The organism is Paenibacillus illinoisensis NBRC 15959 (assembly GCF_004000925.1).
GTDB classification, from domain to species: Bacteria; Bacillota; Bacilli; order Paenibacillales; family Paenibacillaceae; genus Paenibacillus; species Paenibacillus illinoisensis.
Genome location: NZ_BIME01000008.1, coordinates 14701 through 36311, shown reverse-complemented (window position 1 = coordinate 36311; position 21611 = coordinate 14701). Strand labels below are relative to the sequence as shown.

Here is a 21611-nt window from a genome sequence, read left to right as displayed (position 1 = left end):
GACGTGAGACCGTGGTGCCACCCTTATTCGTGTTTTTCAATCATGCGAAAAACACCTTCATTTTCCCGTAACGTGGAATAGACGTCCAATTCTACTGAGGTACGGTTTGCATTTCTGCAAGGCACCTGTTCCAATCGGCACTCCAGGGTCCATTCGGTAAAGAGTTCACACCGGTTCGCATCACCCACCGGCTTTCTGAAGAGTTTTCTCCTGACTTACTTATCCCTGTCATCGCTTTAATTCAATTCATATGTTATTTCCTTCTGCATTCCATCTTAATCCGCTTCACGCAGATTGTCAAAAATGGAATCAGCTTTTTTTACCCGCCAAGCCGAAATCTGTTATGATGGAATTGCTTATCCTGTTTAGCCCTCCCACGGAGGGCTGTATGGGATTGCTGGCATGTACTCAATGACACGCCTGCAGCGGAGCATGTTAAGCCGCTTGCAGACAGATTTCAAGTGGGAAAAGGAGCATCGATATGAAACAAGTGACCAAAGGCCAATGGAATGGTTACGACACGTATATCCTACATAGCCGTGAATTGGAGATCACCCTGCTACCGCGTCTAGGAAACAATATCATCTCGATTCGTGATCTGGTGCAGGATCGTGATGTCGTCCGCAGTCCAGAAGAAGATGATTTAGCATTTTATTTGCAGAAACCTTATCACTTCGGTGTTCCGCTTCTAGTTCCGCCAGGACGCATACATCGTGGACGCTTCGAATACGAAGGGGTTCAATACCAGTTCGATCAGAATACGGCAAATGACAACCATATTCACGGTCTCCATCGCACCCAATCCTGGTGTGTCAGCGACATTGAAGAAGATGAAGAAGGCTGTGCCATTACAACCGAATTGCTGACTGCAAATGAAGAGCATTGGATGGAACAATTTCCGGTGCCTCTGAAGCTCGAAATGACGTTCAGGCTGCAAAACTCCGTGCTGAGCCAGCGTCTTCGTGTTACCAACCTGGGTTCGACTCCCGCTCCGTTTGGAATGGGATATCATACATGGTTCCTGCTAGACGGCAAGCCTGCCGATTGGACACTTCAACTACCTGTCTCTGGCGTATATGCTCAGAACGAGGAACAGCTGCCCACGGGTGAGCTTGAACCTCTTGGAGATTGGGACGCCTTAAATCAAGGTGTTAATATGCAGGGACGCAACTGGGATACGATTCTCAAAGCTACGGAAGGTCAGGCAGCGACTGCCCAGCTCCGTCGTCAGGATGGATATATGCTGAACTACTCAGCAGATGAACAGTATTTTAAACACTGGGTGCTCTTTACCAAGGGTGAATCCGATCAGTTTCTGTGCATTGAGCCCTACACCTGGCTCTCCGATGCCCCGAACCTCCCTCTGACGGATGAACAGACCGGGTTAATTCGTCTGGAACCTGAACAACCCGTTGAACTTCTCACCCGGATTGAGGTTATAGCTCCTACCAAGGAGTAGTCCCTTTCAATCTTGTACGGTAGTACAACACACCTATAATATTTACCTTATTAACAAAGAGGCCGATCCTGTCTGGATCGGCTTTTTTCATGTGTTTCTTTACAATTAAATCCCAATTATTCCCTTACGCCATATCACGTATATTTCCTCATTCTCTAACCATACTAACATCACCAAGCCATAAGGAGGTGACACACATGTACGGAGGTCAAAACAGAGGTAGCGGAAGCCGTTCCAACAATCTGGTTGTTCCTCAAGCAAACGCAGCGCTGCAACAATTGAAAGTAGAAGCTGCGCAAGAGCTGGGTGTAACAATTCCACAAGACGGTTACTACGGTAACTACACTTCCCGTGAGACAGGTTCTCTGGGTGGATACATTACTAAACGTCTGGTACAAATCGCTGAGCAACAATTGTCTGGTCGTTCTTAAGTTCTGGACTAATGCTTGGATGATTTAAAGCCAAAAAGCGGCCTTCTCCGGAAGCGCCGCTTTTGTGCATGTCTGCACAATTAAGATGTCGACTCCATTCCTGAATCCTTATATGTATTTGTTCTAGGGTAGCGAATCATAAGGTTAGCCATGTTGTAATTGGATTCCATCGTAGCGTCCACCAAAATCACGCCTTGTCTTACGGTGAAGTCATACGAAATTTCTCCATGTGTCCAGTTCTGCTTAAACTTTAAAGTCTCAAGTGCCATAGCTCGGAATGAGGAGCGCTGACTTCCAGTTAACCCCTGATCCTCTGTTTCCATTTGTCCATTCCGTCCAGAAATCGGATTATGTCGAATACCGAACTTTCCAATTACATTATTGCGTATTTGCACAAAAACTACACCTGAGTCTAACCCTGACAGTTCCTTATCAAGTTCTTTAAACACCAAATCCAACTGTCTTGCTAATGAAAGCTGGTCAATATTTACCATTATTGCTCCTCCTTTATGCACTTCATCCCTCAAAACAAGGACTTACGAACCATTATATGACAACAAATATACTCATTCAACAAAATGAAACAAACTTGGGTATTTATGACTATAAGTTGCACAATTAATTGCCAATCCAATGCTTTAAAACGAGTTAATTCTTGATAATCCGACAAATTATACGAATCAGTCCCACGAATAGAATAACCAAAGAGAGCTGCATCCACATGCTGGTTAACATGTGGTGCAGCTCTCTTTTTCACATACGAGTATACGAAGCATTTCATTCAAAATGCTTGGGTACCACTCCCCGTATTTGTCACTTCGTGGTTGCTGTCATTTCAAGAAATTGCTCAATATCGGCAATTACCAGATTCGCAGCATTTTGCCAAAAGTCAGGCTGTGTCAGATCTGTACCCAGATGTTTCTGTGCAAGCTCTTCCACCGTCATTCGCCCGGTATCCCGCAGCAAATCATCATATTTGTCTGCAAAGGCTGTACCTTCCTGCTGTGCTCTGGCGTAGATGCCCGCACTGAACATGTAGCCAAAGGTGTAAGGGAAGTTGTAGAACGGTACACCTGTCAGATAGAAATGCAGCTTGGATGCCCAGAAGTGAGGATGATCCGTTGCAAGAACACCACAGAAGGCTTCCTGCTGAGCCTCCACCATCAACTTGGATAACTCATCTGCATTAACCAAGCCTTTTTTGCGCTGTTCATAGAAGCGATTCTCAAACAGGAAACGGGCATGAATATTCATGAAGAAGGCAACGCTGCGCTGAATCTTATCTTCCAGCAGAGCTAGCTTCTCCTGTTCATCTGTCGCTGACTGCACCAATGCGTCGGCAACAATCAGCTCGGCAAATGTGGAGGCCGTCTCCGCCACATTCATGGCATAACGTTGATTCAGTGCAGGCAGCTCTTCCATAATATGCTGATGGTAACCATGACCCAGTTCATGCGCAAGTGTAGAAACGTTGGATGGCGTTCCGGAGAACGTCATGAATATGCGGGTAGCTTTGCTTAGCGGCAAAGAAGTGCAGAATCCACCTGGACGTTTGCCTGGGCGATCTTCCGCTTCAATCCAGCGTTTCTCAAACGCCATCTCTGCAAATTTCGAGAGCTTCGGGCTGAATTTGGCAAATTGTTCAACGATATTGATTGCCGCCTCATCATAAGTCACTTTGCCACCGGACTTGCCTACAGGTGCATCAATATCACTCCAGCTGAGTTTATCCACACCCAGCAGCTTCGCCTTACGTTCCAGATACTTCACGAGTGCCGGTTTGGCTCCGTTGATAACGTCCCACATCGTATCGAGCGTTTGGCGAGACATCCGGTTGATAGCTAGTGGTTCTTTGAGAATATCGTCCCAGCCGCGGTTCTCATATAACTTCAGACGGAATCCGGCTAGATGGTTTAATGTATCGGCACAGAAGTCTTCTACATCCGTCCAAGCCTTCTCCCAGCTCGCAAATACCGTTTCACGCACGTTGCGATCACTGTCACTCAGCTTGTTGGCAGCCTGTCCGGCGGATAGCATGATCGTTTCACCGTTTTGTTCAAACGGAATGTTTACTTTACTTACGATCGTATTATAGAACTTGCCCCAACCATGATAGCCATCCACGCCCAGATCCAGCGCAAGGCCTTCAAGTTCAGGGGACAGCTTCTCACGAGCCTGTGTCCGGCTCTCATTCAGTACAAAAGCCAAAGGCTTGATATCTTCGCGAGCAACCCATTTCTCCCATATGTCATCTGCTGTCTGACTAAGAAGGTTATCAAAACGGGACTTGCTGCTGTTCAGCATGGCCCCGAGAGTACTAACGGAGCCTTGCAGCTGCGTAGCCTTCTTATCCTGCTGATTTTGCGATGAAAGGCAAGACACAAATGCAGAACCTTCCGAAATCCGAATGTAACAGCTCTGCAGTAATTCCAGAATGGCGTCGAATGCATAAGTTTCTTCAAGTGTCTTTGGTGCAGCGGTTTCAATCAACAGGGTTTGAAGTTTGCGTACATCCTGTTCTAGCAGGGCCAAGTACGCAGCGAACGATTCGGAGGAAGAACCTCCACTAAAAATGGACTCCAGATCCCATACAGGTTTTAATGGTGTTTTCATTTAATAAGGCACCTCTCTTTTTGGAATTCAAGGATTTGAGCTAAAATACTTCAATTAAAAACTGGTTTTATGAGTGCTCTATCTCTATACTAGAGAAATAGTTTAAGCCACTTTTTCAGGAGGTAAATGTGATGAAACCCTTACAAATATCGGCTGACACAGCCGTCAAATTAGCAGAATCCCTTGGCGTACCGCTTGAGCACCTGATGCACATGCCCCAGCACATCCTGTTGCAGAAGATTGCCGAATTGGCCAAAGAAGAAGCATCCAAACCAGCCCCTTCAGAAGGCGAGCAGGAATGATCCCTTTTGAAAACAGCTGGCCCTATGATATTGTCATGGGGGACATCTATGTACAGCAATGCCCGTTTTGCCAAGCAAGCAATGTGCTGCTGCCCCTCAAACCGAGAGAGCTTGTACGCATTCGTGAAGGCAAAAAGAAATTGCTGGTCTTTCCTTGTTGTAATGGCAGCATGACCGTTATTGATAACGACAGTGATTATCTGCTCTCCAGTAAACCTGTCCGCAAATAATCAAAGTTCAATTAGATGGGGCTGCGCTTAGCAGCCTCTTTATCTGCTTCAATCATTTCTTCAGGCAGTTCCATCTTGCCGGATATCATTTGTTCCCTCAGCAGGGCCCACTGCTCTCTAGATGCCCGAATCATAGCCGCATCCGTGATCCGTTTATCGTGAATGACACGCCCGAACCATTTGACGGCCTCGTGGAAGTGCCCTGCTCTGCGATTCAGCTCACCAAGCAGGTACAGCAGTCTTGCTTCATTACTGCCCGCGCCTTCCCGCTCGAACACTCTAACATAAGCTTCCAGACTAAACTCCAGAAAGCGCCGTTCCTGCTCATGATCTTCCCGGTAACGATACAACCAGGCGATATGGTGCAGCAGTCCTGCTACAATGCGATCCTTCTCCTGGATCACCTGAGCACAGAATAGACCGAGCTTGTATGTGGCCAGTGCCTGATCTAGTGTCCGTGCTCCGCTGTAATCCCGCTTCTCCCAACGATTACCGATCTGTTCCTTGAACGCAAGTCGCTGCTTGTCAGTCAGTTTATCTGTCGAGTTCTCTGTCGATGCAAACCCGCATTCAGGGCAGATCCGCACAACATAGAAATCCGGATTCTCCAGCTTATAGTAGGCACAAAAATCGGAATCTGTCCGATAGGGCCGCTTCAAGCTCGGTCTGACTCTGGAGGTTTCAAACTCGGTTTCACAATAATGACATGTGACCTTCACCTTATATAGAGGTTCTAATTCCACTCGTTTCCATCCCTCTCCCGTTTTACCTGTATTCGGAGTTACGGCGTATTCACAAAATGATGTGCCGGCCCCGACAAACGCTGCAGGACAAAAGAATGCAGCGGCTCTTCCACACCGATCTGTGTCAACGCTTGATCCATGCATGCCAGCCAGGCGTGTGCCCGTTCAACGGTCACCTCAAAATGCATATGGCGGGCACGCATCATCGGATGACCATACGCTTCAGAGAACAACGCAGGTCCACCGAAAAACTGAGACAAAAACATGTATTGCTTGTCCATAACCGGCTGTATATCTTCCGGAAATAGAGGAGCCAGTTGTTCGTTTTGCTGGACTATAGGGTAAAAGGCTTCAACTAATGCCCGAACACCCTGCTCTCCGCCCAGATTTTCATAAATACTCAGATTGGGATTCATTCATCTAACCCTCACTAGTCGTGTCGAATTTTGGCATATCTTACACATCAATGCTTAAATGTGAAAACAAAATCGAGATCAGGTTGCCATCACCTTTATCTTCATTCTATCAAAAAAATCCCAAAAGTCCTATCTAACATCAGCAAGTCAAGATGTCTTCGTACCTTTTCCTCTAGAACCTCTTCACTTCGGAAGACACAAAAAAAGCACCAATCGCAAGATTGGCGCACCATATATTCCATTAATAACTTCGCCAGTCCTCTTCTTCAGAGCGTACAAGCGAGGCACGTATCACATAGACAAAAGCACAGACCAGGATTCCGGTGACAAGACTCATAATCATCACTCCATCCGATTTGAATTTCACCCTATTGGACAAATAGGTGACGTTCAGGCGTTTTTTATCATTTTAGCATACATCGTTTAAAAATACAGCCATTTTTGCAAGCGCTTTCCGGATATTAATTTGTACTGTTTGTCCGCCTTGGTTCATATATTGATGGCACAAGCGACACTCACTTCAGCAGGCTTAACGACCATTATCATATAAAGGAGAGGTATGCATGGCAGCTTCATACAAACTTACCCATGTTCTGATTACACTCGCTCTCCTCGTTCTCTGTTTTCTTATGGTCCTGTTCCCTGCAGAGACCTGGCATGCAAGTGTAAGAGGGCTCTCCATCTGGTGGGATGTGTTATTCCCATCCCTTTTTCCCTTTCTGGTTCTTTCTGAGCTGCTGCTCGGTTTCGGCATTGTCCATTTTCTCGGGACCCTGTTAAATCCACTCATGCGCCCCCTGTTTCGTGTTCCAGGGAGCGGAGGTTTTGTATTCGCGGTCAGCTGCGCTTCCGGCTATCCGACAGGAGCGAAATTAACCGCTCAATTATGGGATCAAAAGCTGGTCACGCGGGAAGAGGGTGAGCGGCTCGTGGCCTTCACTACTTCATCCGATCCCATCTTCATGATCGGTGCAGTATCCGTCGGTTTTTTTCACAATGTAGCCGTTGCTCCGGTTCTGGTCGCTTCTCACTATGCCGCTGCCTTCATCGTTGGTCTGCTCATGCGATTCCATGGAAGGGCAGCTAGCTCATCTTCTCCATCCCCTACGCCTTCAACCTCAACCGTGAAGCCAAAGGGCAGCAGACTCATACAGGCTATCCATGCCATGCATGAGGCACGAATGGCAGATGGGCGTGCATTCGGAGAACTACTGCGCCAGGCCGTCTCCTCATCCCTTCGCCTTATTATTATCGTAGGTGGGCTTGTTGTATTCTTCTCTGTCATGATGGAGTTACTTGTACAGACCGGATCACTTGGCGTGCTGTATCAAATGACAGAGCAGCTGCTCACCTTCATGAACTTGCCGCCTGCCTTATCGCAGAGTCTTGTAGGTGGTTTGTTTGAAGTGACTCTTGGTGCCAAGGAAGCGGGAGGAGCAGGTACAGCCGTCCCTCTTGTTTATAAGGCAGCCGCTGCTGCATTTGTGTTGTCCTGGGGAGGATTGTCGGTACATGCCCAGATCATGAGCATACTCAGCAACACACCGATGCGATATGGGCCGTTTCTGTTTGCGAGAGCCATACATGCTCTAATCGCACCTGTACTTGTTTTATTACTTTGGGTACCTTTAATGGGTCAAGCCGCATGGCCCGCCATAAGTGAGACCAGCTCTTCACCTGTAGCTACAGCAGCAATATACTCACCAGATGCGGGACAAATTATATGGTTCGGATTCGTGATCCTTGGTGGCGTGCTGCTTTTGCTGCTGTTCTTTTCTCTGCTTCGTATCCTACTCTTCCCAAGACGATTCCAAAAATAAGCCCTGCTTGCGCACATATATTTCGAATGAATATCAGTCCAAGCGTTGTGTTCTGCTCTGGAATTGATTATCATCGGTAATATAATGACCACAAAGGAGCTTTCATCTTGAGATACTATGTTCAAGACCGCGGAGACCAGTTATCGATTGATCTGAGTCAGCAGTTTCATGCGCTGGCAAAAGAAGAAGGGTTCAAGCTGGATGCAGAATCGCCGGAGATTGTTATCTCCATCGGAGGCGATGGTACAATGCTGCAGGCATTTCACAATTTCATCGACCGGATCCCGGACATTGCTTTTGTTGGGGTTCATACAGGCCATCTCGGTTTTTATGCCGACTGGAAGAAGGACGAATTACAGGAATTGGTACGATTGATGAGCGGAAAAGGGGATCCCGAACGACTCAAACCCCGAATTGTAGAATACCCGCTGCTGGAGCTTGAAATTCGTAAAAAATCGGGTAACACCTCCTATATTGCCTTAAATGAATTTACGTTAAAAGGTGTGGACGGTACGGTCGTAGCCCAAGTCGACATTAATGACGTGACATTTGAGATGTTCCGGGGTGACGGGATCTGCGTATCCACGCCTTCAGGCAGTACAGCCTATAATAAGGCCCTGGGTGGTGCCATGGTACATCCGACCATTGAGGCAATTCAGATTGCTGAAATTGCTTCAATCAATAACCGTGTCTATCGGACGCTGGGTTCACCGGTTATTTTGCCCAAGCACCATCACTGTGACATTTTCTCGCGTAAGGACCAAAGGCTGCTGCTGACAATCGATCATGTCAATGTCATGGTGGAGGATCTGATCTCCGTACGTTGTCAGGTAGCAAGTCACAAGGTAAGCTTTGCCCGATATCGCCCCTATCCGTTTTGGAACCGGGTTCGCACTGCCTTTTTGGACTAGCCTGGTTCGGAAACAAGCTGATTGTTGTTCACCAAAGAATACTCCCGGATATAATAACATGCACAAAAAAGCGGCCCTTCTCAGGAGCCGCTTTTTGCTTTGGCTTGAGGCTGTTCTTTGCTCTTCTGAAGAACAAAGTAAGCACAGCCAAAGTTACAATATTCATTGATATAATCCACCATGCTGGAGATGGTGGAATCTTTCGTGGCTTTGGGATGATTATCACGATAAAAGCCTTTGAGCCGCAGCTGACTGTAGCCCCAGTCTCCGATAATGTAATCGTAGCGCTCCAGCACTTCACTGTACCGGTCGCGGAAAACTTCCGGGTTCCAGCCTTCTTTATGGTTCTGCACAATCTCATAATTTTTACCGTTCACCTGAACGATGATTTTTTCCTGTACTTTTTCTTCTGGTTTATCCTGAGGCTGGTCCTGGACTGTGTCCTGAACCTGCTCAGTGCTTTTTTCTTCTTCCAATCCAGTGTCCTCCATTATGCGTGTGTTGCCGCCTGTTCCGCATGTTTTGCAGCAGATTTAACCTGTTCATGTGCATGGTAGGAACTGCGCACCATCGGTCCGGATTCAACGTGGCTGAATCCACGTTTCAGTCCTTCCTGCTTCAATGCTGCGAACTCTTCTGGCGGATAATACTTCTCAACAAACAGATGCTTCTCGGATGGCTGCAGGTACTGACCAATCGTCATGATATCACAATCTACAGCACGCAGATCATCCATGGTTTGCAAAATTTCCTGATATTCCTCACCTACACCCAGCATGATGCTGGATTTGGTCGGTATGTTGGGCTGCATTTCTTTGGCACGAGCAAGCAATTCAAGTGAACGCTTGTATTTGGCCTTGGCTCTGACTTTGTCCGATAACCGCTCTACCGTCTCAATGTTGTGATTGAGAATGTCAGGTTTGGCATCCATGACAATTTTCAGGGAATCCCGATCACCCAGGAAGTCCGGAATCAACACTTCTACACTACATAAAGGCAAGCGGCGTCGAACTGCCTTTACCGTCTCGGCAAAAATGGTCGCTCCGCCATCCTTCAAATCATCACGAGCAACGCTTGTAATAACACAGTGCTGCAGGTTCATTTGCTCCGCAGCTTCTGCGACGCGTTCTGGCTCCTGCAAATCAAGTTCCGTCGGCAAGCCGGTATTTACAGCGCAAAAGCGGCATGCCCGTGTGCAAATGTCGCCCAAAATCATAAAAGTAGCTGTTCGATTGGCCCAGCATTCATAAATATTTGGGCATCGTGCTTCCTCACATACTGTATGCAGCGTTTTCGAACGCATCATCGTTTTCATTTCCTGATAGTTATCGCCGGTTGTCAATTTAATCCGAATCCAGTCCGGTTTCGGTTCCTTAACACGTTTAGCCAATGCGTAAACCCTCTTTCTAATGAAGTTAGGCTGTTGCTCGGAACATATTATACCATGAAAGCGTTGGAAAAACCCCCATTTGTCACATCTTGTGCAATCCACCCTTACACGGATAAAATAAGGACTTTTGAAGAACGCTAGGTTATAGCTTGGTTCACCGGGCACGCCTGTGCATCATCTCAATGGAAAGGGGGCTGCTTCCCTGTGCAAAATCGCAACAAAATGCACCTCACTCACTCTTTTTGGATTAAAACCCTACTTGCAGGCACATTGCTTCTCCCATTCTTGCCTGTTGATGTTTATGGTGAATCCTCTGCTGCGCCATCCAAAACCGAACTTTCCGAAATGAAACCAGCGGAGATTTTAAAAGCACGCCGAAGTTTATATGAGAGCATTGAACAAATAACCGGCATCCCGTGGTTCAGACTCGCAGCCATCGACCAATATGAACGAACTCTGACACGTGCTCATCCCAAAGACCGTAAGCACCAGGAGCGACTGACTGGGATTTTCATGACATCTCCCGCCTGGAGAGGCTGGCTTAACCCGGATGAGACGGATCAACAGCCGGGCTCCATCGTTTTTTTTAATGGATACGGCCGTGATGGATCGGGAGATGGACTGGCGGATGCCAACAACGACTTGGATGTGCTGTACAGTATGGCGAACGTTATCCAGGGATTCGGGGCCCGTCAGGAGGACTTCAGCATTGCCCTGTGGGAGTATTATCATAATACCCGGGCTGTTCAGCGCATTCAGCAGTTTGCGAAATTATACGAGCATTTTGACAGTATCGATTTGTTTACCCATGCGTTTCCTGTTCCGCTCGGCACAAATTATTCCTATCGCAGCACATGGGGGACCAAACGCAGCTGGGGTGGTTATCGTATCCATGAGGGAACAGACATTTTCGCTCCCCACGGACTTCCCGTGCGCAGCACCTGTTACGGTGTCGTGGAGATTAAGGGCTGGAATCCCTTTGGTGGCTGGCGGATTGGGATCCGTGATTTGAACAACCACTATCACTATTACGCCCATCTATCCGGTTTTGATAAGAATGCCCATATTGGCGAGGTCGTTACCCCCGGTCAAGTCGTGGGCTGGGTAGGCAGCTCCGGCTATGGCAAACCAGGTACCCAGGGGAAATTCCCTCCCCATTTGCATTACGGCATCTACCGGGATACCGGACTGACGGAATGGTCGTTTGACCCTTATCCGCTTTTGAAGCATTGGGAACGGGAAGAACGTGAGCAGAAGAAGGCCAAGGCGAAAAGCAAATAAAGAAACGGGACCTCTTAGGAGAGGATCCCGTTTTTTTGTTGGTTGAACCTCTTTAGTTTAATTCAATTCAAATCAATTCAATGATTCACGTCTGTATCAAGCGGCAGTCCACCATTTTCTTCTGTAAGATCAGGCTCAAGCTCCAGCTCATCTCCCTGCATATGACCGCCTGGTGTCTGCTGCTGATTCTGACCGGAAGGGTTCGGTGTCACCCCAGTACCGCCGGAAACGCCAGGCTGGCCTGATGGTAGTGCGATAGATGGTGCACTGCTGCCGTTACTGCCTACCGGCTTGCCCTGATTATCGTAGTAATACATGGGCACATCCCCGACCACGAGAAGGTAGGATATCGGTATTTCGGTATCTACCGTCTCTGGCTCCATATCAAAGGGAACCACCACGGCCACTTCGGCAATGATATGAATGTACACCTCTACCAGGATCATGTTGATTCCGGCATTCTGCTGCCTGGTGTTCAGATCAACCTTCACAGCCCCCTGTGGCTCGATACGAACGGGAATATTCGGGCCAAAGGATGCCAGAACCGGGCTCCCCAGAGCCTGACCAAGGGGGATTTTTTCTTTTAACATATGCACATTTTGTAACGTAGACTGCACAATATTCATCGTACTTGCGGTAATGCGCATATGCTCATCATAGTTCAGCATGAAACCGGACACTTTACCGGCAGTATCGGTTTTCCAGTCAATCAGCCCTTCGGTCGATTTGCCTTCCGCCACCTGGGCCGTTATGGCCTTGTTGATCGCTTCCGTAGCAATCTGCTTCACCCGTATTTTGGCCAAATGCATAATTGGAGGCTTCATTTTTTTATCCACATACGCAAAGCCCTGCATCAGGCAAAATACCGCTACCAGTAAAATAATCAGCCACATCTTGCGTTTGCCGCTTGGCGGCTTCCGTCGTCTTCGGCTCCGCCATCTTTTTCTCATCATCGGGTGTCCCCCTCTCCCTGCGGGATGAGCTCTAGGGTTATATGTTATCCTTATGCACCGTTGTCCCGAAAAAGAAGGACAGCACCCATGTGACGGCAACAACATCCGTTTATTAAATTGGCGGTTCGCTCAGAGTGGCTTAGCTATTCTTTTTTCATCATAATAAAAAAAGCCCTCACCTGCAGATTGCTCTGCAAGGTGAAGGCTTCGATCCATTTATGCTATGCTTCATAACAAAGTATAAGTCTTTCGCAACATTATTTAGGAACAGTCTCCCAGTCCTTCAGGAAGCGCTCGATGCCACTGTCTGTCAGCGGATGTTTCCACAATGTCGGCAGGAGCGATCCAGGAATCGTCGCAATGTGCGCACCGGAAAGGGCGGCATCTTCAACATGTTTGATATTGCGGATGCTTGCTGCAATGATCTCGGACGGCATATCGTACGTATCCAGGATAAGGCGTAGGTCACGAATCAGCTTCATGCCATCCACCGCAATATCATCCAGACGGCCAACGAACGGGCTGATGTAAGTCGCTCCTGCTTTTGCCGCCATCAGGCCTTGTGCTGCCGAGAAGATCAGCGTTACATTGGTTTTAATTCCTTTTTGCGTAAGCTCATGACAAGCATACAGCCCATCTTCGGTCATCGGTAGTTTAATGACTACATTCGGTGCCCATTCAGCAATTTCATAAGCTTCCTTCAACATATCTTCGGCTTTGAGACCGATGACTTCAGCACTGACTGGGCCTTTGACAACGCCACAGATCTCCTGAATCACTTCTTTAAATACTCGGCCTTCTTTGGCAATCAAAGACGGGTTGGTCGTGACTCCATCCACCAGACCAAGACGTTCAATCCGTTTGATTTCCTCAACATTCCCTGTATCCAAGAAAAATTTCATGATATGTTCCCTCCACTTGATGAATTTATAAACACGATGATATTCATTACCCGAATAACCTTATATGTTAACAGTTATATATTAACTTAATTTTTTTCTACAGCGTGGCCGCCAAATTCGTTACGCAGTGCTGCTACCACTTTACCTGTGAATGTATCTGTCTCCAGGGAACGATAACGCATCAGCAAGGACAATGCGATAACTGGTGTAGCGGTTTGCAGGTCAAATGCTGTTTCCACAGTCCAGCGTCCTTCACCGGAAGAGTGCATTACACCTTTGATTTCATCGAGATTCGCATCTTTGGAGAATGCACGCTCAGTCAGCTCCATCAGCCAAGAACGAATAACGGAACCGTTGTTCCATACGCGAGCCACTTTTTCGAAGTCGAAGTCGAAGTCGCTTTTCTCAAGTACGTCAAAACCTTCACCGATGGATGCCATCATACCGTACTCAATACCGTTGTGCACCATTTTGAGGAAGTGACCGCTACCTGCTTTACCTGCATACAGATAACCGTTCTCTACTGCAGTGTCTTTGAATGCCGGCTCAACGATTGCCCAAGCTTCAGGGTCTCCACCGATCATGTAACAAGCACCGTTACGTGCGCCTTCCATACCACCGGAAGTACCTGCATCCATGTAGTGGATACCGGATGGTTTCAATTCCTCGTAACGACGGATCGACTCTTTGTAGTGGGAGTTACCTGCTTCGATAATGATGTCGCCTTTGGAGAGCAGCGGGCTTACTTCAGCCAGTACAGCATCAACCACATTGTGAGGAACCATGATCCACAGCACACGTGGAGATTCCAGAGACTCAACCATTTCTTTATAAGAAGAAACGCCTTGTGCTCCGTATTCTTTCATTTCGTTAACAGCTTCAGCGTTCAAGTCAAAAGCAACCACTTCATGTTTGTGGTCAATCAGGTTTCTGCCCAGGTTCAATCCCATTTTGCCCAATCCAATAAGTCCAAGTTTCATAATAAATCCTCCTGTTATGAACAATTATAAGTTTATCTATATCAAAAATTTTTACGGCCTTCCGGCCATTTACCGGAAGGACTTATGCAAAATTGGAACGGTAAATTAAGTTAGCCTTAGATGTGCTTACCACCAACGGTAGCCATTCTCTGCAATCAAACGATCTGCGGACTCAGGTCCTTGCGATCCTGCGCTGTACGTATCCAGCGGTACACTGCCATCTTGGAAGGCTTCCAGAATCGGCTGTACCCACTGCCATGCCAGCTCCACTTCGTTCCAGTGAGCGAAGAAAGTGGAATCTCCGCGCATAGCGTCAAAGATCAGGTTTTCGTAAGCTTCCGGAATATTGCGTTTGCCTGAAGCAAATGTCATGTTGATTGGCTCCACTTCACCATGGTTCAATGGGTTCTTCGCATTCAATTGAAGCGAGATGCTTTCCCCTGGACCAATTTCAATCGTCAGCAGGTTAGGCTCGGTCGTATTTTCGGATTCATGACCTGTTTTAAGCGGCGCCTTAAACTCAACTACGATGCGTGTGGATTTCTCAGCCAGGCGTTTACCTGTACGAATGTAGAAGGGAACCTCGCTCCAGAATGGATCATCGATCCACAATCTCGCCGCAACATACGTATCGTTCTGGGAACCAGCCGGGATACCAGGCTCGTCCAGATAGCCGACAACGGATTTCCCTTGCAGCTCGCCTGCGCCGTATTGAGCACGAATCACTTCAGAAGCGATGTTTTCTTTGGTCAGTGGTCGAAGTGCTTCAGCAATCTTTTGCTTTTTAAACTGAATTTCTTGCGGTGTGCAGCGTTTTGGCAAATGCAGGGCAATCATCATCAGCAATTGAAGCATATGGTTCTGGAACATGTCGCGAACGGCACCACTTTGGTCGTAATACGCAGCACGTTCTTCAACACCAACCGTTTCACTAGCTGTGATTTGCACATTGGCAATGTAACGGTTGGACCACAATGCCTGAATGACCGGGTTCGCATACGTCAGAGTTTCAATATTTTGAACCATCGGTTTGCCCAGGAAATGGTCAATGCGATAAATTTCTTCCTCTGCAAAGGTATTGCTGAGTTTCTCATTCAGTTCACGTGCAGATTGCAGATCGTGTCCGAATGGTTTTTCAATAATTAGCTTCTTCCAGCCTTTGGTGTTACCCAGGCCGCTTTCCTGAATATTCAGTGCGATTGGCTCAAAGAATTCTGGTGCAACTGACATGTAGAACATGCGATTTTCCGGAATGCTCAGTTCCTGTTCACGCTGCTCGACGATTTTCAACAATTTTGTGTAATCCTCAAGCTTCGTATTATTCAGGGAGCAATAACGGAAAGCTCCAATGAAATCACGTACCTGGGATTCTTCTTCAGGCGTTTGCCGTGAGAATTCATGCAGTGACTTTTCGACATTCGCCTGGAAGTCAGCATCCGACAATTCACGCCGTCCAAGACCGATAACGGAGAAGGATTTTGGCATTTTTTGATCAATGTACAAGTTATATAATGCAGGGTAAATCTTGCGTTTGGCTAAATCGCCTGTTGCCCCGAACAGGACAAATGTCATTGCGTCCATTGGAGTGCCTCCTGTGATCTGTGCAGTATAGTATATGATGGTGCAAAATGTTCAAATCCAAGCATGACAAAAGACGGAATAAGTGGGTGCGTGACCCGCCTTGCCTCCGTTTATATAACATACCCGAATTTAACCATGGAACATTCCTTCTCTCCACAACCTTAAACCAAGGTTATAAATTGTAACCATTTGAATTAACGTTACCCATATTACACCTGTCGTCACAATTCGTCAACAATCATGTCTAACGTGTGAACACCAGTGTTTACAGGGTTTTTATTTATTGTTAACGCTTTATGTGGTAAGATTATAAACAATTGGTATGTGATATTTTATACATAACGCTTCTAGACATCCAGGTTACAATAAGTATACTAGTGCTATAATAAGCATAACTAATTCAAAGGAGTACAATTATGAGCGATGATGAGAATGCCAAGCAAATATGCGAAAAGGTGGAACAGTCTTATCAGATCATTGGCCGGAAGTGGGTTGCCCTCATTATTCATGCGTTGATGGAAGAGCCCAAACGATTCAGTGAAATTCACGCTTATATCCCTGACTTGAGCAAACGCGTACTGAATGAACGAATGAAAGAACTGGAGGAAGAAGGTCTGGTCGTGCGCCATGTGGTTACAGAGCGACCAGTTCGGACAGAATATATGTTGTCCCGCAAAGGGACGGAGCTGGGAAGGGCATTAAGTGCGGTGGAGCGATGGGCGGATAAGTGGCTGTAATGCTATTATATAATATGTCTGGAACTACTCAATAACGTTCCCTTTCGATTCCGCAAATAGCGTTTCCCTTGAGTAAGTGGAACGTGGCAGGTAAACGGATTATTTTGGATTAATTCCTACAAAAGTGCAGCAGATGTTGTAATAGTTACATGAAGTGTCATTTAGCTTATTCCCCAAATTGAGGATCGGATAGTTCCAGGGGATCTAGGTATTCAAATTATCGTCCATTTATATGATAGGTTTGATAACATATATGCGTGAGATTCTGGTCTAGCAAAAAAGATGCCGCCTCACTTTTATTATGAGATCTTGGCATCTTTTTGCTATTCATTCCTTTATTTATTTTGACTCCCACTGGGTTCCCAGCGTAATGCTCAGATCCTCGAAGTTCTCCACTGCCGTTTTCTTTTCGTAAAAGTGCACCGCATGCTGCATTATACCCTCACGTGTGTAGAACGCATCGCCTGATTCCAGAGGAAAGGTAACTTTCTCCCCCGTACTCGCGGACTTATATATACCTACAATCAGTTCAAGTGTATTCCGCCCACTCTGTCCATCCACCAGAAGCGGTGATCCGATCTCGATGGCGTTTAGCACATTCTCGACCTGACCTGCGTGACCGACGTGAATGACATCTTGCAATGCGTCGGCCTTCTGCTGTATCTGCTGTTCCAGCTCCGGATTTGGCTCCGGAAATCCATTACTACGTGCCGTTGAGGCAACCACTTTCCACGGAGCAGATACCCGGGCCTCTTTGCCTTGAAAAATTAACTGCTGCTCTTCTCCGTGATGTACGACGGAACTCGTGATCATACCTAGTGCTCCTTCACGGAATCGAAGCATTGCCATCGACACATCTTCCACTTCCGCATTATCATGCGACGTGTTGCCCATCATGGCCTGCAGTTCCACGGGTGGACCCATCATCCAGAGCATGGCATCAATATGATGTACAGCATGATTAAGCGTACAGCCACCTCCTTCTTTTTCCCAAGTCCCACGCCACCACAGATCATAATAGTTATGACCCCGCCACCAGAATGAATCCACCTGAACATGTACAATCGGACCCATGAGCTTACTGTCCAGTACACCCTTAAGCTTCATCATCGGTGTAGTGAACCGATTCTGTGCCACGACCGATAGAAGTTTGCCGCTCTGTTCGGCTGCCTTCAGCATCTGGTCCGCTTCTTCCAGGGAAGAAGCCATCGGTTTTTCCACCAGCACATGGGTACCCGCATACAAAAAGTCACACGCAATGGGAGCATGTGTATACGGCGGAGTACAGATAGAGACCACATCAATATTTTGGCTTAGCAATTCTTTATAATCCGTTACTGCCTGTGCCTTCTTCAGTCCATGTTCGTTAATTCGTTTCTGTGCTTTTTCAGGGTACATATCAACCACAGCAACAATCTGACATCGATCGGGAAAGGCCAAATAGGCTGAGATATGTGCTCCACTAATTGCACCAGCTCCAATAATCGCTACTTTTAACATCTGAACATACCTCCTTTGTTCCTTTCACAATACACAATTATTAAGCGCTTTTATGCGTGTATCTTGTGTTAAAATAAAAGGATCTTGTGCTCATGTAAGGGAGGAATAGGCATTGTCCATGTTAGACAATGAGCAATTCGATCTGGCTTGCCGACGTACATCCACCACGACTTTTCGTGAAATATTTCATGCCCATTCCCAAATGGAAGTGACCTACATTCATGATGGATATGGTCAGTTAATTACGGAAGGCCAAGCTTTTCCTCTTAAACCGGGTACACTGATCATTTTCCGTCCTTTTCAGCTGCATCAGGTTCAGATTCAGGTTACGGATGATCATCCTTTTGTCCGTAGTGTACTTATGTTTGATCTGGATTTGCTGAAGGAAACCTGGCGGTATTTTACGGCTACTCATCAATTTGTACAGGAGTTTCTGGGACAACCTTCACCTATTGCACCTTTCATTCTTCCTTCTTCATCCATGCTGGTGCAATTTATGGAACAGTTCGCGCAGATTCATCTCAACGGACTTCATGGAGAAGGAGAAGAGGAGGCTGCCCGGCTCTTTTTACTGAACCTGCTCGTACAGATTCAATACATATGGGAAGAAGACAAGCATGCCCTCTCCCAATCCGTGCGTCCAACCTTCAACAGTCTCCTTCATCCTCACGCTGAAGCCATCATGAAGTGGATTGAGGAACATTACCATGAACCCTTTCAACTCAAAGATCTCGCTGCAGAACTGCACATGTCTCTTTATCATCTGTCTCATGTATTCAAAAAGGCCACAGGAACGACCATTGTCGCCTATACTCAAGCTACCCGTATTCGTCATGCTTGTGTATTGCTTGCCCGCAATTCATACAGCGTCCCTGAAATAGGTCATCGTGTAGGCATGTCCACGCCTTCCTACTTCTGTAAAGTATTCCGTTCTGTTACCGGTACAACTCCGCATCAATATCGGCTGAACGTACAAGGGAGGGCATGAATTAATAATCCGTACACCCAAAAAAGCGAAGGAACATGCCCTCCGCCTTCACTCATTCATTTTCGGAACGATTGTATCCAAATCATATTTGAATGTCAGATTGAAGTTACAAGCAGTGTTCAGATTCTTCCCACTATTCCTTACTACAGGATTCCCTGATTTCAAGTCCTAGCTTCTCCAGAGAGCTGTAGAGTTTCTCTCTGATCCAGTTCATTTTTCTGATTGGTCGATAATCTTTATATTCCAAAAGAAAAAAGCTCATCCCTATCTCTCACAAAAGTAGGAATAAACTTAATTTGTTTTTCTTGAATCCTTGTTCTATATCGTACTTACTATTTACATATCTATAAACTAAACCATCCGCTGTCTCATTGCTTCGAACATCAAAATCGTCGCCGCCATTGCGGCATTTAACGATTCAGCTTGTCCCTGCATTGGTATCGTAATCGCATCATCCACAAGCCTTGCCGTAGACTCGGATATCCCCTTGCCTTCATTGCCGATCACAAGCCAAACGGATTGAGTAAAATCATAGCTATAACATGAATACTCTGCCTGCAAAGAGGTACTTACGAGCTTCACGCCTGCTGCTTTCGCTTCTGGAAGCAAAGATTCGAGCTGCCCTTCCACAATGGGCAAATGAAACAATGATCCCATCGTTGAACGAATCGTCTTTGGATTATACACATCGGCAGAGCCTGCACCCAGCACCACACCGGCTGCTCCGGCTGCGTCAGCACTGCGAATGATCGTTCCCACGTTGCCCGGATCCTGCACCCCATCCAGCACCACAACAAGTCCTCGCTCTTCAGAGAGCAGGCTTTTCAGTGGCTCACGACCTTTACGTACAATGGCAAAAACAGGCTGAGGTGTCATCGTATCCGTGCATTTGGCAATCACAGCCGGCGATACGCTGATCCATTCTATACGTTGAAGGGGTCCTTCGAGGCCAGCCAGTTCTGTAGGTACTCCTTGCTCACCATCGTAAACGATGCATTCCAGATCAGCCTGTGCACGCAGCGCTTCCTGAACCAGGTGAATGCCTTCAATGATGTATTTATGCTGACGGGTACGGTGCTTCTTCTCCAGCAGCTGTGCCCATTCCTTCACACGTGAATTTTGCGGTGATACTATATCCATCTTTCCATCCTTCCCGTCTGCCGTTCAATTTACTCCGGGTGACTCCGAGAGATCACTTCGGATAGGCGAGCTCCATTTTCGTCAAATGGTCTTTGTGGCCCACTATGATCAATACATCTCCAGCTTCAATCCGATCTTCCGCATATGGAGAGATATTCATGGAATTCCCACTGCGAATAGCCATGACATTACAACCGAAGCGTGCACGAATGTTGAGCTCCAACAGGTTTTTGCCGATCATCTGCTCGGAGGCTCTCATCTCCAATATGCTGTAATCTTCAGACAGCTCAATGTAATCCAGTATGTTAGGGGAGGTCAAATGATGGGCTACACGCAGCCCCATATCCCGCTCAGGGTAAATGACCTTGTCCGCTCCAATCTTTTGCAGCACTTTACCATGCAGCTCATTCTGTGCCTTGACGATCAGAACCGGTACACCCATATCTTTCAAAATCAGGGTCGTCAAAATGCTCGCCTGAATATCTTCACCGATTGCCACAACGACAACGTCGAAATTTCGTATGCCCAGCGCTCGCAGCGCTTCTTCATCTGTTGAATCTGCCGATACAGCATGAGTCACCACATTGGACATTTCCTGGGTCCGCTGCTCGTCCGCATCAATTGCCAGTACGTCAAATCCCATACCACTCAGCGCATTGGCCACACTTGATCCGAACCGCCCCATGCCAATTACGGCATACTGTTTCTTAGCCATTAGGGTCTTAACCTCCCGCTGCACTTCAGCTCTTGCACATCCTTTCGGATGTCAATGCTTACTTAAATATCCTTCGTAGTATACCACAAAGCCGGATAAACTTGAATGCGCTCACGCTTCCCAGGGAACAGTATAGGAGCAGCCGAATATACGAGGAGGGAATTGCGATGCCAATTACATTAAGCCTGCGTGAAGCGATTGTTCATAAAGTTCATGACAAAAGTGATGATCAGCTCCGGGAGATGATTGAAGGTTCTGTCGATGGACCGGAAGCCGCATTGCCCGGACTTGGCGCCATTTTTGAAATGATCTGGAAGAACACTGATTCTGCGAAGCAGGATGAGTTGATTCAAGTCGCGCAGGAGCATCTGCACACCATCCCCGTTCAACCGCTTCGCTAATCGAGGTATTGAAAGGGATCGGTAACCGTCATCACGTTTGTTCTGCCTGCAAAAGAAAGCTTTCCCTTATCCGGCTGGATCATACCTGCCATCTAAGTAAGGTGCAAAGCAACAGATC

General features: G+C 47.0%; 23 protein-coding genes and 1 other annotated feature (1 of these 24 running past the window's edge). Of the genes, 10 read left to right on the top strand and 13 right to left on the bottom strand.

All coding sequences use genetic code 11. From position 1 onward, the window contains the following. Nucleotides 1-241, bottom strand: a binding site (T-box leader); it reaches 6 nt to the left of the window's first position. A 240-nt stretch (nucleotides 242-481) separates the two neighbouring features. Together PIL01S_RS19035 and PIL01S_RS19030 are read left to right on the top strand one after the other, a co-directional pair. Beyond that, nucleotides 482-1459, top strand: coding sequence for an aldose 1-epimerase (locus tag PIL01S_RS19035; protein WP_127538894.1), 978 nt, complete (start codon nucleotides 482-484; stop codon nucleotides 1457-1459). Between the two features lie 197 nt (nucleotides 1460-1656). Beyond that, entirely contained in the window at nucleotides 1657-1890 is a 234-nt protein-coding gene (locus PIL01S_RS19030; protein WP_127538893.1) for an alpha/beta-type small acid-soluble spore protein, read from the top strand. A gap of 80 nt (nucleotides 1891-1970) precedes the next feature. On the opposite strand, the gene PIL01S_RS19025 is transcribed toward PIL01S_RS19030, so the two are convergent. Both PIL01S_RS19025 and PIL01S_RS19020 read right to left on the bottom strand, forming a co-directional pair. Beyond that, a complete protein-coding gene (locus PIL01S_RS19025; protein ID WP_095361230.1) occupies nucleotides 1971-2384 on the bottom strand; it encodes an O-methyltransferase in 414 nt (137 codons plus the stop codon). A gap of 319 nt (nucleotides 2385-2703) precedes the next feature. Continuing rightward, nucleotides 2704-4503: a M3 family oligoendopeptidase gene (locus PIL01S_RS19020; protein ID WP_127538892.1), complete on the bottom strand. Its 1800-nt coding sequence runs from the start codon at nucleotides 4501-4503 to the stop codon at nucleotides 2704-2706. Between the two features lie 131 nt (nucleotides 4504-4634). Here PIL01S_RS19020 and PIL01S_RS19015 point away from each other — a divergent pair, with 131 nt between their 5' ends. Both PIL01S_RS19015 and PIL01S_RS19010 read left to right on the top strand, forming a co-directional pair. Beyond that, the gene (locus PIL01S_RS19015) at nucleotides 4635-4805 is read left to right on the top strand and encodes a YycC family protein (RefSeq protein WP_095361228.1); all 171 of its coding nucleotides are present in this window, start codon (nucleotides 4635-4637) and stop codon (nucleotides 4803-4805) included. Further along, nucleotides 4802-5035 (top strand): hypothetical protein, encoded by a 234-nt coding sequence (locus PIL01S_RS19010; protein ID WP_095292183.1) that lies wholly within the window; start codon nucleotides 4802-4804, stop codon nucleotides 5033-5035. The genes PIL01S_RS19015 and PIL01S_RS19010 overlap by 4 nt, the downstream gene beginning before the upstream one ends. An 11-nt stretch (nucleotides 5036-5046) precedes the next feature. On the opposite strand, the gene PIL01S_RS19005 is transcribed toward PIL01S_RS19010, so the two are convergent. Both PIL01S_RS19005 and PIL01S_RS19000 read right to left on the bottom strand, forming a co-directional pair. Further along, nucleotides 5047-5778 carry a DUF2225 domain-containing protein gene (locus tag PIL01S_RS19005; protein ID WP_127538891.1) on the bottom strand — a complete coding sequence of 244 codons (732 nt, stop codon included), beginning with the start codon at nucleotides 5776-5778 and terminating at the stop codon, nucleotides 5047-5049. Nucleotides 5779-5816: 38 nt separating this feature from the next. Beyond that, nucleotides 5817-6194, bottom strand: coding sequence for a globin domain-containing protein (locus PIL01S_RS19000; RefSeq protein ID WP_095361226.1), 378 nt, complete (start codon nucleotides 6192-6194; stop codon nucleotides 5817-5819). 563 nt (nucleotides 6195-6757) lie between these two features. Here PIL01S_RS19000 and ylbJ point away from each other — a divergent pair. Both ylbJ and PIL01S_RS18990 read left to right on the top strand, forming a co-directional pair. Further along, nucleotides 6758-8014 (top strand): sporulation integral membrane protein YlbJ, encoded by a 1257-nt coding sequence (gene ylbJ, locus PIL01S_RS18995; protein ID WP_127538890.1) that lies wholly within the window; start codon nucleotides 6758-6760, stop codon nucleotides 8012-8014. A 107-nt stretch (nucleotides 8015-8121) separates the two neighbouring features. After that, a complete protein-coding gene (locus tag PIL01S_RS18990) occupies nucleotides 8122-8925 on the top strand; it encodes an NAD kinase (RefSeq protein ID WP_095292189.1) in 804 nt (267 codons plus the stop codon). Nucleotides 8926-9005: 80 nt separating this feature from the next. On the opposite strand, the gene PIL01S_RS18985 is transcribed toward PIL01S_RS18990, so the two are convergent. Beyond that, nucleotides 9006-9401 carry a YutD family protein gene (locus PIL01S_RS18985; protein ID WP_246058480.1) on the bottom strand — a complete coding sequence of 132 codons (396 nt, stop codon included), beginning with the start codon at nucleotides 9399-9401 and terminating at the stop codon, nucleotides 9006-9008. Between the two features lie 14 nt (nucleotides 9402-9415). Beyond that, entirely contained in the window at nucleotides 9416-10315 is a 900-nt protein-coding gene (gene lipA / locus PIL01S_RS18980; protein ID WP_110756964.1) for a lipoyl synthase, read from the bottom strand. Nucleotides 10316-10537: 222 nt separating this feature from the next. Here lipA and PIL01S_RS18975 point away from each other — a divergent pair, with 222 nt between their 5' ends. After that, on the top strand, nucleotides 10538-11596 hold the full coding sequence (locus PIL01S_RS18975) for a M23 family metallopeptidase (protein ID WP_127539040.1): 1059 nt from the start codon (nucleotides 10538-10540) through the stop codon (nucleotides 11594-11596). 77 nt (nucleotides 11597-11673) lie between these two features. Here the strand turns inward: PIL01S_RS18975 and yunB are convergent, their stop codons facing one another. From yunB to zwf, 4 genes are all read right to left on the bottom strand, one after another. After that, nucleotides 11674-12549, bottom strand: a complete 876-nt coding sequence (gene yunB / locus PIL01S_RS18970) for a sporulation protein YunB (protein WP_174818713.1) — start codon at nucleotides 12547-12549, stop codon at nucleotides 11674-11676. Between the two features lie 257 nt (nucleotides 12550-12806). Beyond that, nucleotides 12807-13451, bottom strand: a complete 645-nt coding sequence (fsa, locus tag PIL01S_RS18965) for a fructose-6-phosphate aldolase (protein WP_095361223.1) — start codon at nucleotides 13449-13451, stop codon at nucleotides 12807-12809. Nucleotides 13452-13537: 86 nt separating this feature from the next. Then, nucleotides 13538-14431 carry a phosphogluconate dehydrogenase (NAD(+)-dependent, decarboxylating) gene (gene gnd / locus PIL01S_RS18960; RefSeq protein WP_127538889.1) on the bottom strand — a complete coding sequence of 298 codons (894 nt, stop codon included), beginning with the start codon at nucleotides 14429-14431 and terminating at the stop codon, nucleotides 13538-13540. A gap of 126 nt (nucleotides 14432-14557) precedes the next feature. Next, entirely contained in the window at nucleotides 14558-16012 is a 1455-nt protein-coding gene (gene zwf / locus PIL01S_RS18955) for a glucose-6-phosphate dehydrogenase (protein ID WP_127538888.1), read from the bottom strand. 416 nt (nucleotides 16013-16428) lie between these two features. Here zwf and PIL01S_RS18950 point away from each other — a divergent pair, with 416 nt between their 5' ends. Beyond that, nucleotides 16429-16749, top strand: a complete 321-nt coding sequence (locus PIL01S_RS18950; protein ID WP_095292196.1) for a winged helix-turn-helix transcriptional regulator — start codon at nucleotides 16429-16431, stop codon at nucleotides 16747-16749. Between the two features lie 339 nt (nucleotides 16750-17088). Here PIL01S_RS18950 and PIL01S_RS18945 read toward each other — a convergent pair whose 3' ends face one another. Next, the gene (locus PIL01S_RS18945; protein WP_127538887.1) at nucleotides 17089-18249 is read right to left on the bottom strand and encodes a Gfo/Idh/MocA family protein; all 1161 of its coding nucleotides are present in this window, start codon (nucleotides 18247-18249) and stop codon (nucleotides 17089-17091) included. A gap of 118 nt (nucleotides 18250-18367) precedes the next feature. Between PIL01S_RS18945 and PIL01S_RS18940 the strand changes: the two genes are divergently transcribed. Beyond that, nucleotides 18368-19237: a helix-turn-helix domain-containing protein gene (locus PIL01S_RS18940; protein WP_127539038.1), complete on the top strand. Its 870-nt coding sequence runs from the start codon at nucleotides 18368-18370 to the stop codon at nucleotides 19235-19237. 351 nt (nucleotides 19238-19588) lie between these two features. On the opposite strand, the gene PIL01S_RS18935 is transcribed toward PIL01S_RS18940, so the two are convergent. Both PIL01S_RS18935 and PIL01S_RS18930 read right to left on the bottom strand, forming a co-directional pair. After that, complete coding sequence (locus PIL01S_RS18935; RefSeq protein ID WP_127538886.1) at nucleotides 19589-20377, bottom strand: TrmH family RNA methyltransferase; 789 nt, start codon at nucleotides 20375-20377, stop codon at nucleotides 19589-19591. 52 nt (nucleotides 20378-20429) lie between these two features. Next, on the bottom strand, nucleotides 20430-21092 hold the full coding sequence (locus PIL01S_RS18930; protein WP_127538885.1) for a potassium channel family protein: 663 nt from the start codon (nucleotides 21090-21092) through the stop codon (nucleotides 20430-20432). Nucleotides 21093-21259: 167 nt separating this feature from the next. On the opposite strand from PIL01S_RS18930, the gene sspI reads away from it, so the two are divergent. Continuing rightward, nucleotides 21260-21493, top strand: coding sequence for a small acid-soluble spore protein SspI (gene sspI / locus PIL01S_RS18925; RefSeq protein WP_095292206.1), 234 nt, complete (start codon nucleotides 21260-21262; stop codon nucleotides 21491-21493). The last annotated feature ends 118 nt before the right edge of the window (nucleotides 21494-21611 follow it).

What these genes read in the sequence shown, in the direction of transcription:
- ylbJ (WP_127538890.1), top strand. Translation starts at nt 6,758, where the DNA reads ATGGCAGCTTCATACAAACTTACCCATGTTCTGATTACACTCGCTCTC.
- PIL01S_RS19020 (WP_127538892.1), bottom strand. Translation starts at nt 4,503, where the DNA reads ATGAAAACACCATTAAAACCTGTATGGGATCTGGAGTCCATTTTTAGT.
- zwf (WP_127538888.1), bottom strand. Translation starts at nt 16,012, where the DNA reads ATGGACGCAATGACATTTGTCCTGTTCGGGGCAACAGGCGATTTAGCC.
- PIL01S_RS18940 (WP_127539038.1), top strand. Translation starts at nt 18,368, where the DNA reads ATGTTAGACAATGAGCAATTCGATCTGGCTTGCCGACGTACATCCACC.
- gnd (WP_127538889.1), bottom strand. Translation starts at nt 14,431, where the DNA reads ATGAAACTTGGACTTATTGGATTGGGCAAAATGGGATTGAACCTGGGC.
- PIL01S_RS19025 (WP_095361230.1), bottom strand. Translation starts at nt 2,384, where the DNA reads ATGGTAAATATTGACCAGCTTTCATTAGCAAGACAGTTGGATTTGGTG.
- PIL01S_RS18935 (WP_127538886.1), bottom strand. Translation starts at nt 20,377, where the DNA reads ATGGATATAGTATCACCGCAAAATTCACGTGTGAAGGAATGGGCACAG.
- PIL01S_RS18975 (WP_127539040.1), top strand. Translation starts at nt 10,538, where the DNA reads ATGCACCTCACTCACTCTTTTTGGATTAAAACCCTACTTGCAGGCACA.
- PIL01S_RS19000 (WP_095361226.1), bottom strand. Translation starts at nt 6,194, where the DNA reads ATGAATCCCAATCTGAGTATTTATGAAAATCTGGGCGGAGAGCAGGGT.
- yunB (WP_174818713.1), bottom strand. Translation starts at nt 12,549, where the DNA reads ATGATGAGAAAAAGATGGCGGAGCCGAAGACGACGGAAGCCGCCAAGC.
- PIL01S_RS19010 (WP_095292183.1), top strand. Translation starts at nt 4,802, where the DNA reads ATGATCCCTTTTGAAAACAGCTGGCCCTATGATATTGTCATGGGGGAC.
- PIL01S_RS19030 (WP_127538893.1), top strand. Translation starts at nt 1,657, where the DNA reads ATGTACGGAGGTCAAAACAGAGGTAGCGGAAGCCGTTCCAACAATCTG.
- PIL01S_RS18950 (WP_095292196.1), top strand. Translation starts at nt 16,429, where the DNA reads ATGAGCGATGATGAGAATGCCAAGCAAATATGCGAAAAGGTGGAACAG.
- fsa (WP_095361223.1), bottom strand. Translation starts at nt 13,451, where the DNA reads ATGAAATTTTTCTTGGATACAGGGAATGTTGAGGAAATCAAACGGATT.
- PIL01S_RS19035 (WP_127538894.1), top strand. Translation starts at nt 482, where the DNA reads ATGAAACAAGTGACCAAAGGCCAATGGAATGGTTACGACACGTATATC.
- PIL01S_RS19015 (WP_095361228.1), top strand. Translation starts at nt 4,635, where the DNA reads ATGAAACCCTTACAAATATCGGCTGACACAGCCGTCAAATTAGCAGAA.
- PIL01S_RS18945 (WP_127538887.1), bottom strand. Translation starts at nt 18,249, where the DNA reads ATGTTAAAAGTAGCGATTATTGGAGCTGGTGCAATTAGTGGAGCACAT.
- sspI (WP_095292206.1), top strand. Translation starts at nt 21,260, where the DNA reads ATGCCAATTACATTAAGCCTGCGTGAAGCGATTGTTCATAAAGTTCAT.
- PIL01S_RS18930 (WP_127538885.1), bottom strand. Translation starts at nt 21,092, where the DNA reads ATGGCTAAGAAACAGTATGCCGTAATTGGCATGGGGCGGTTCGGATCA.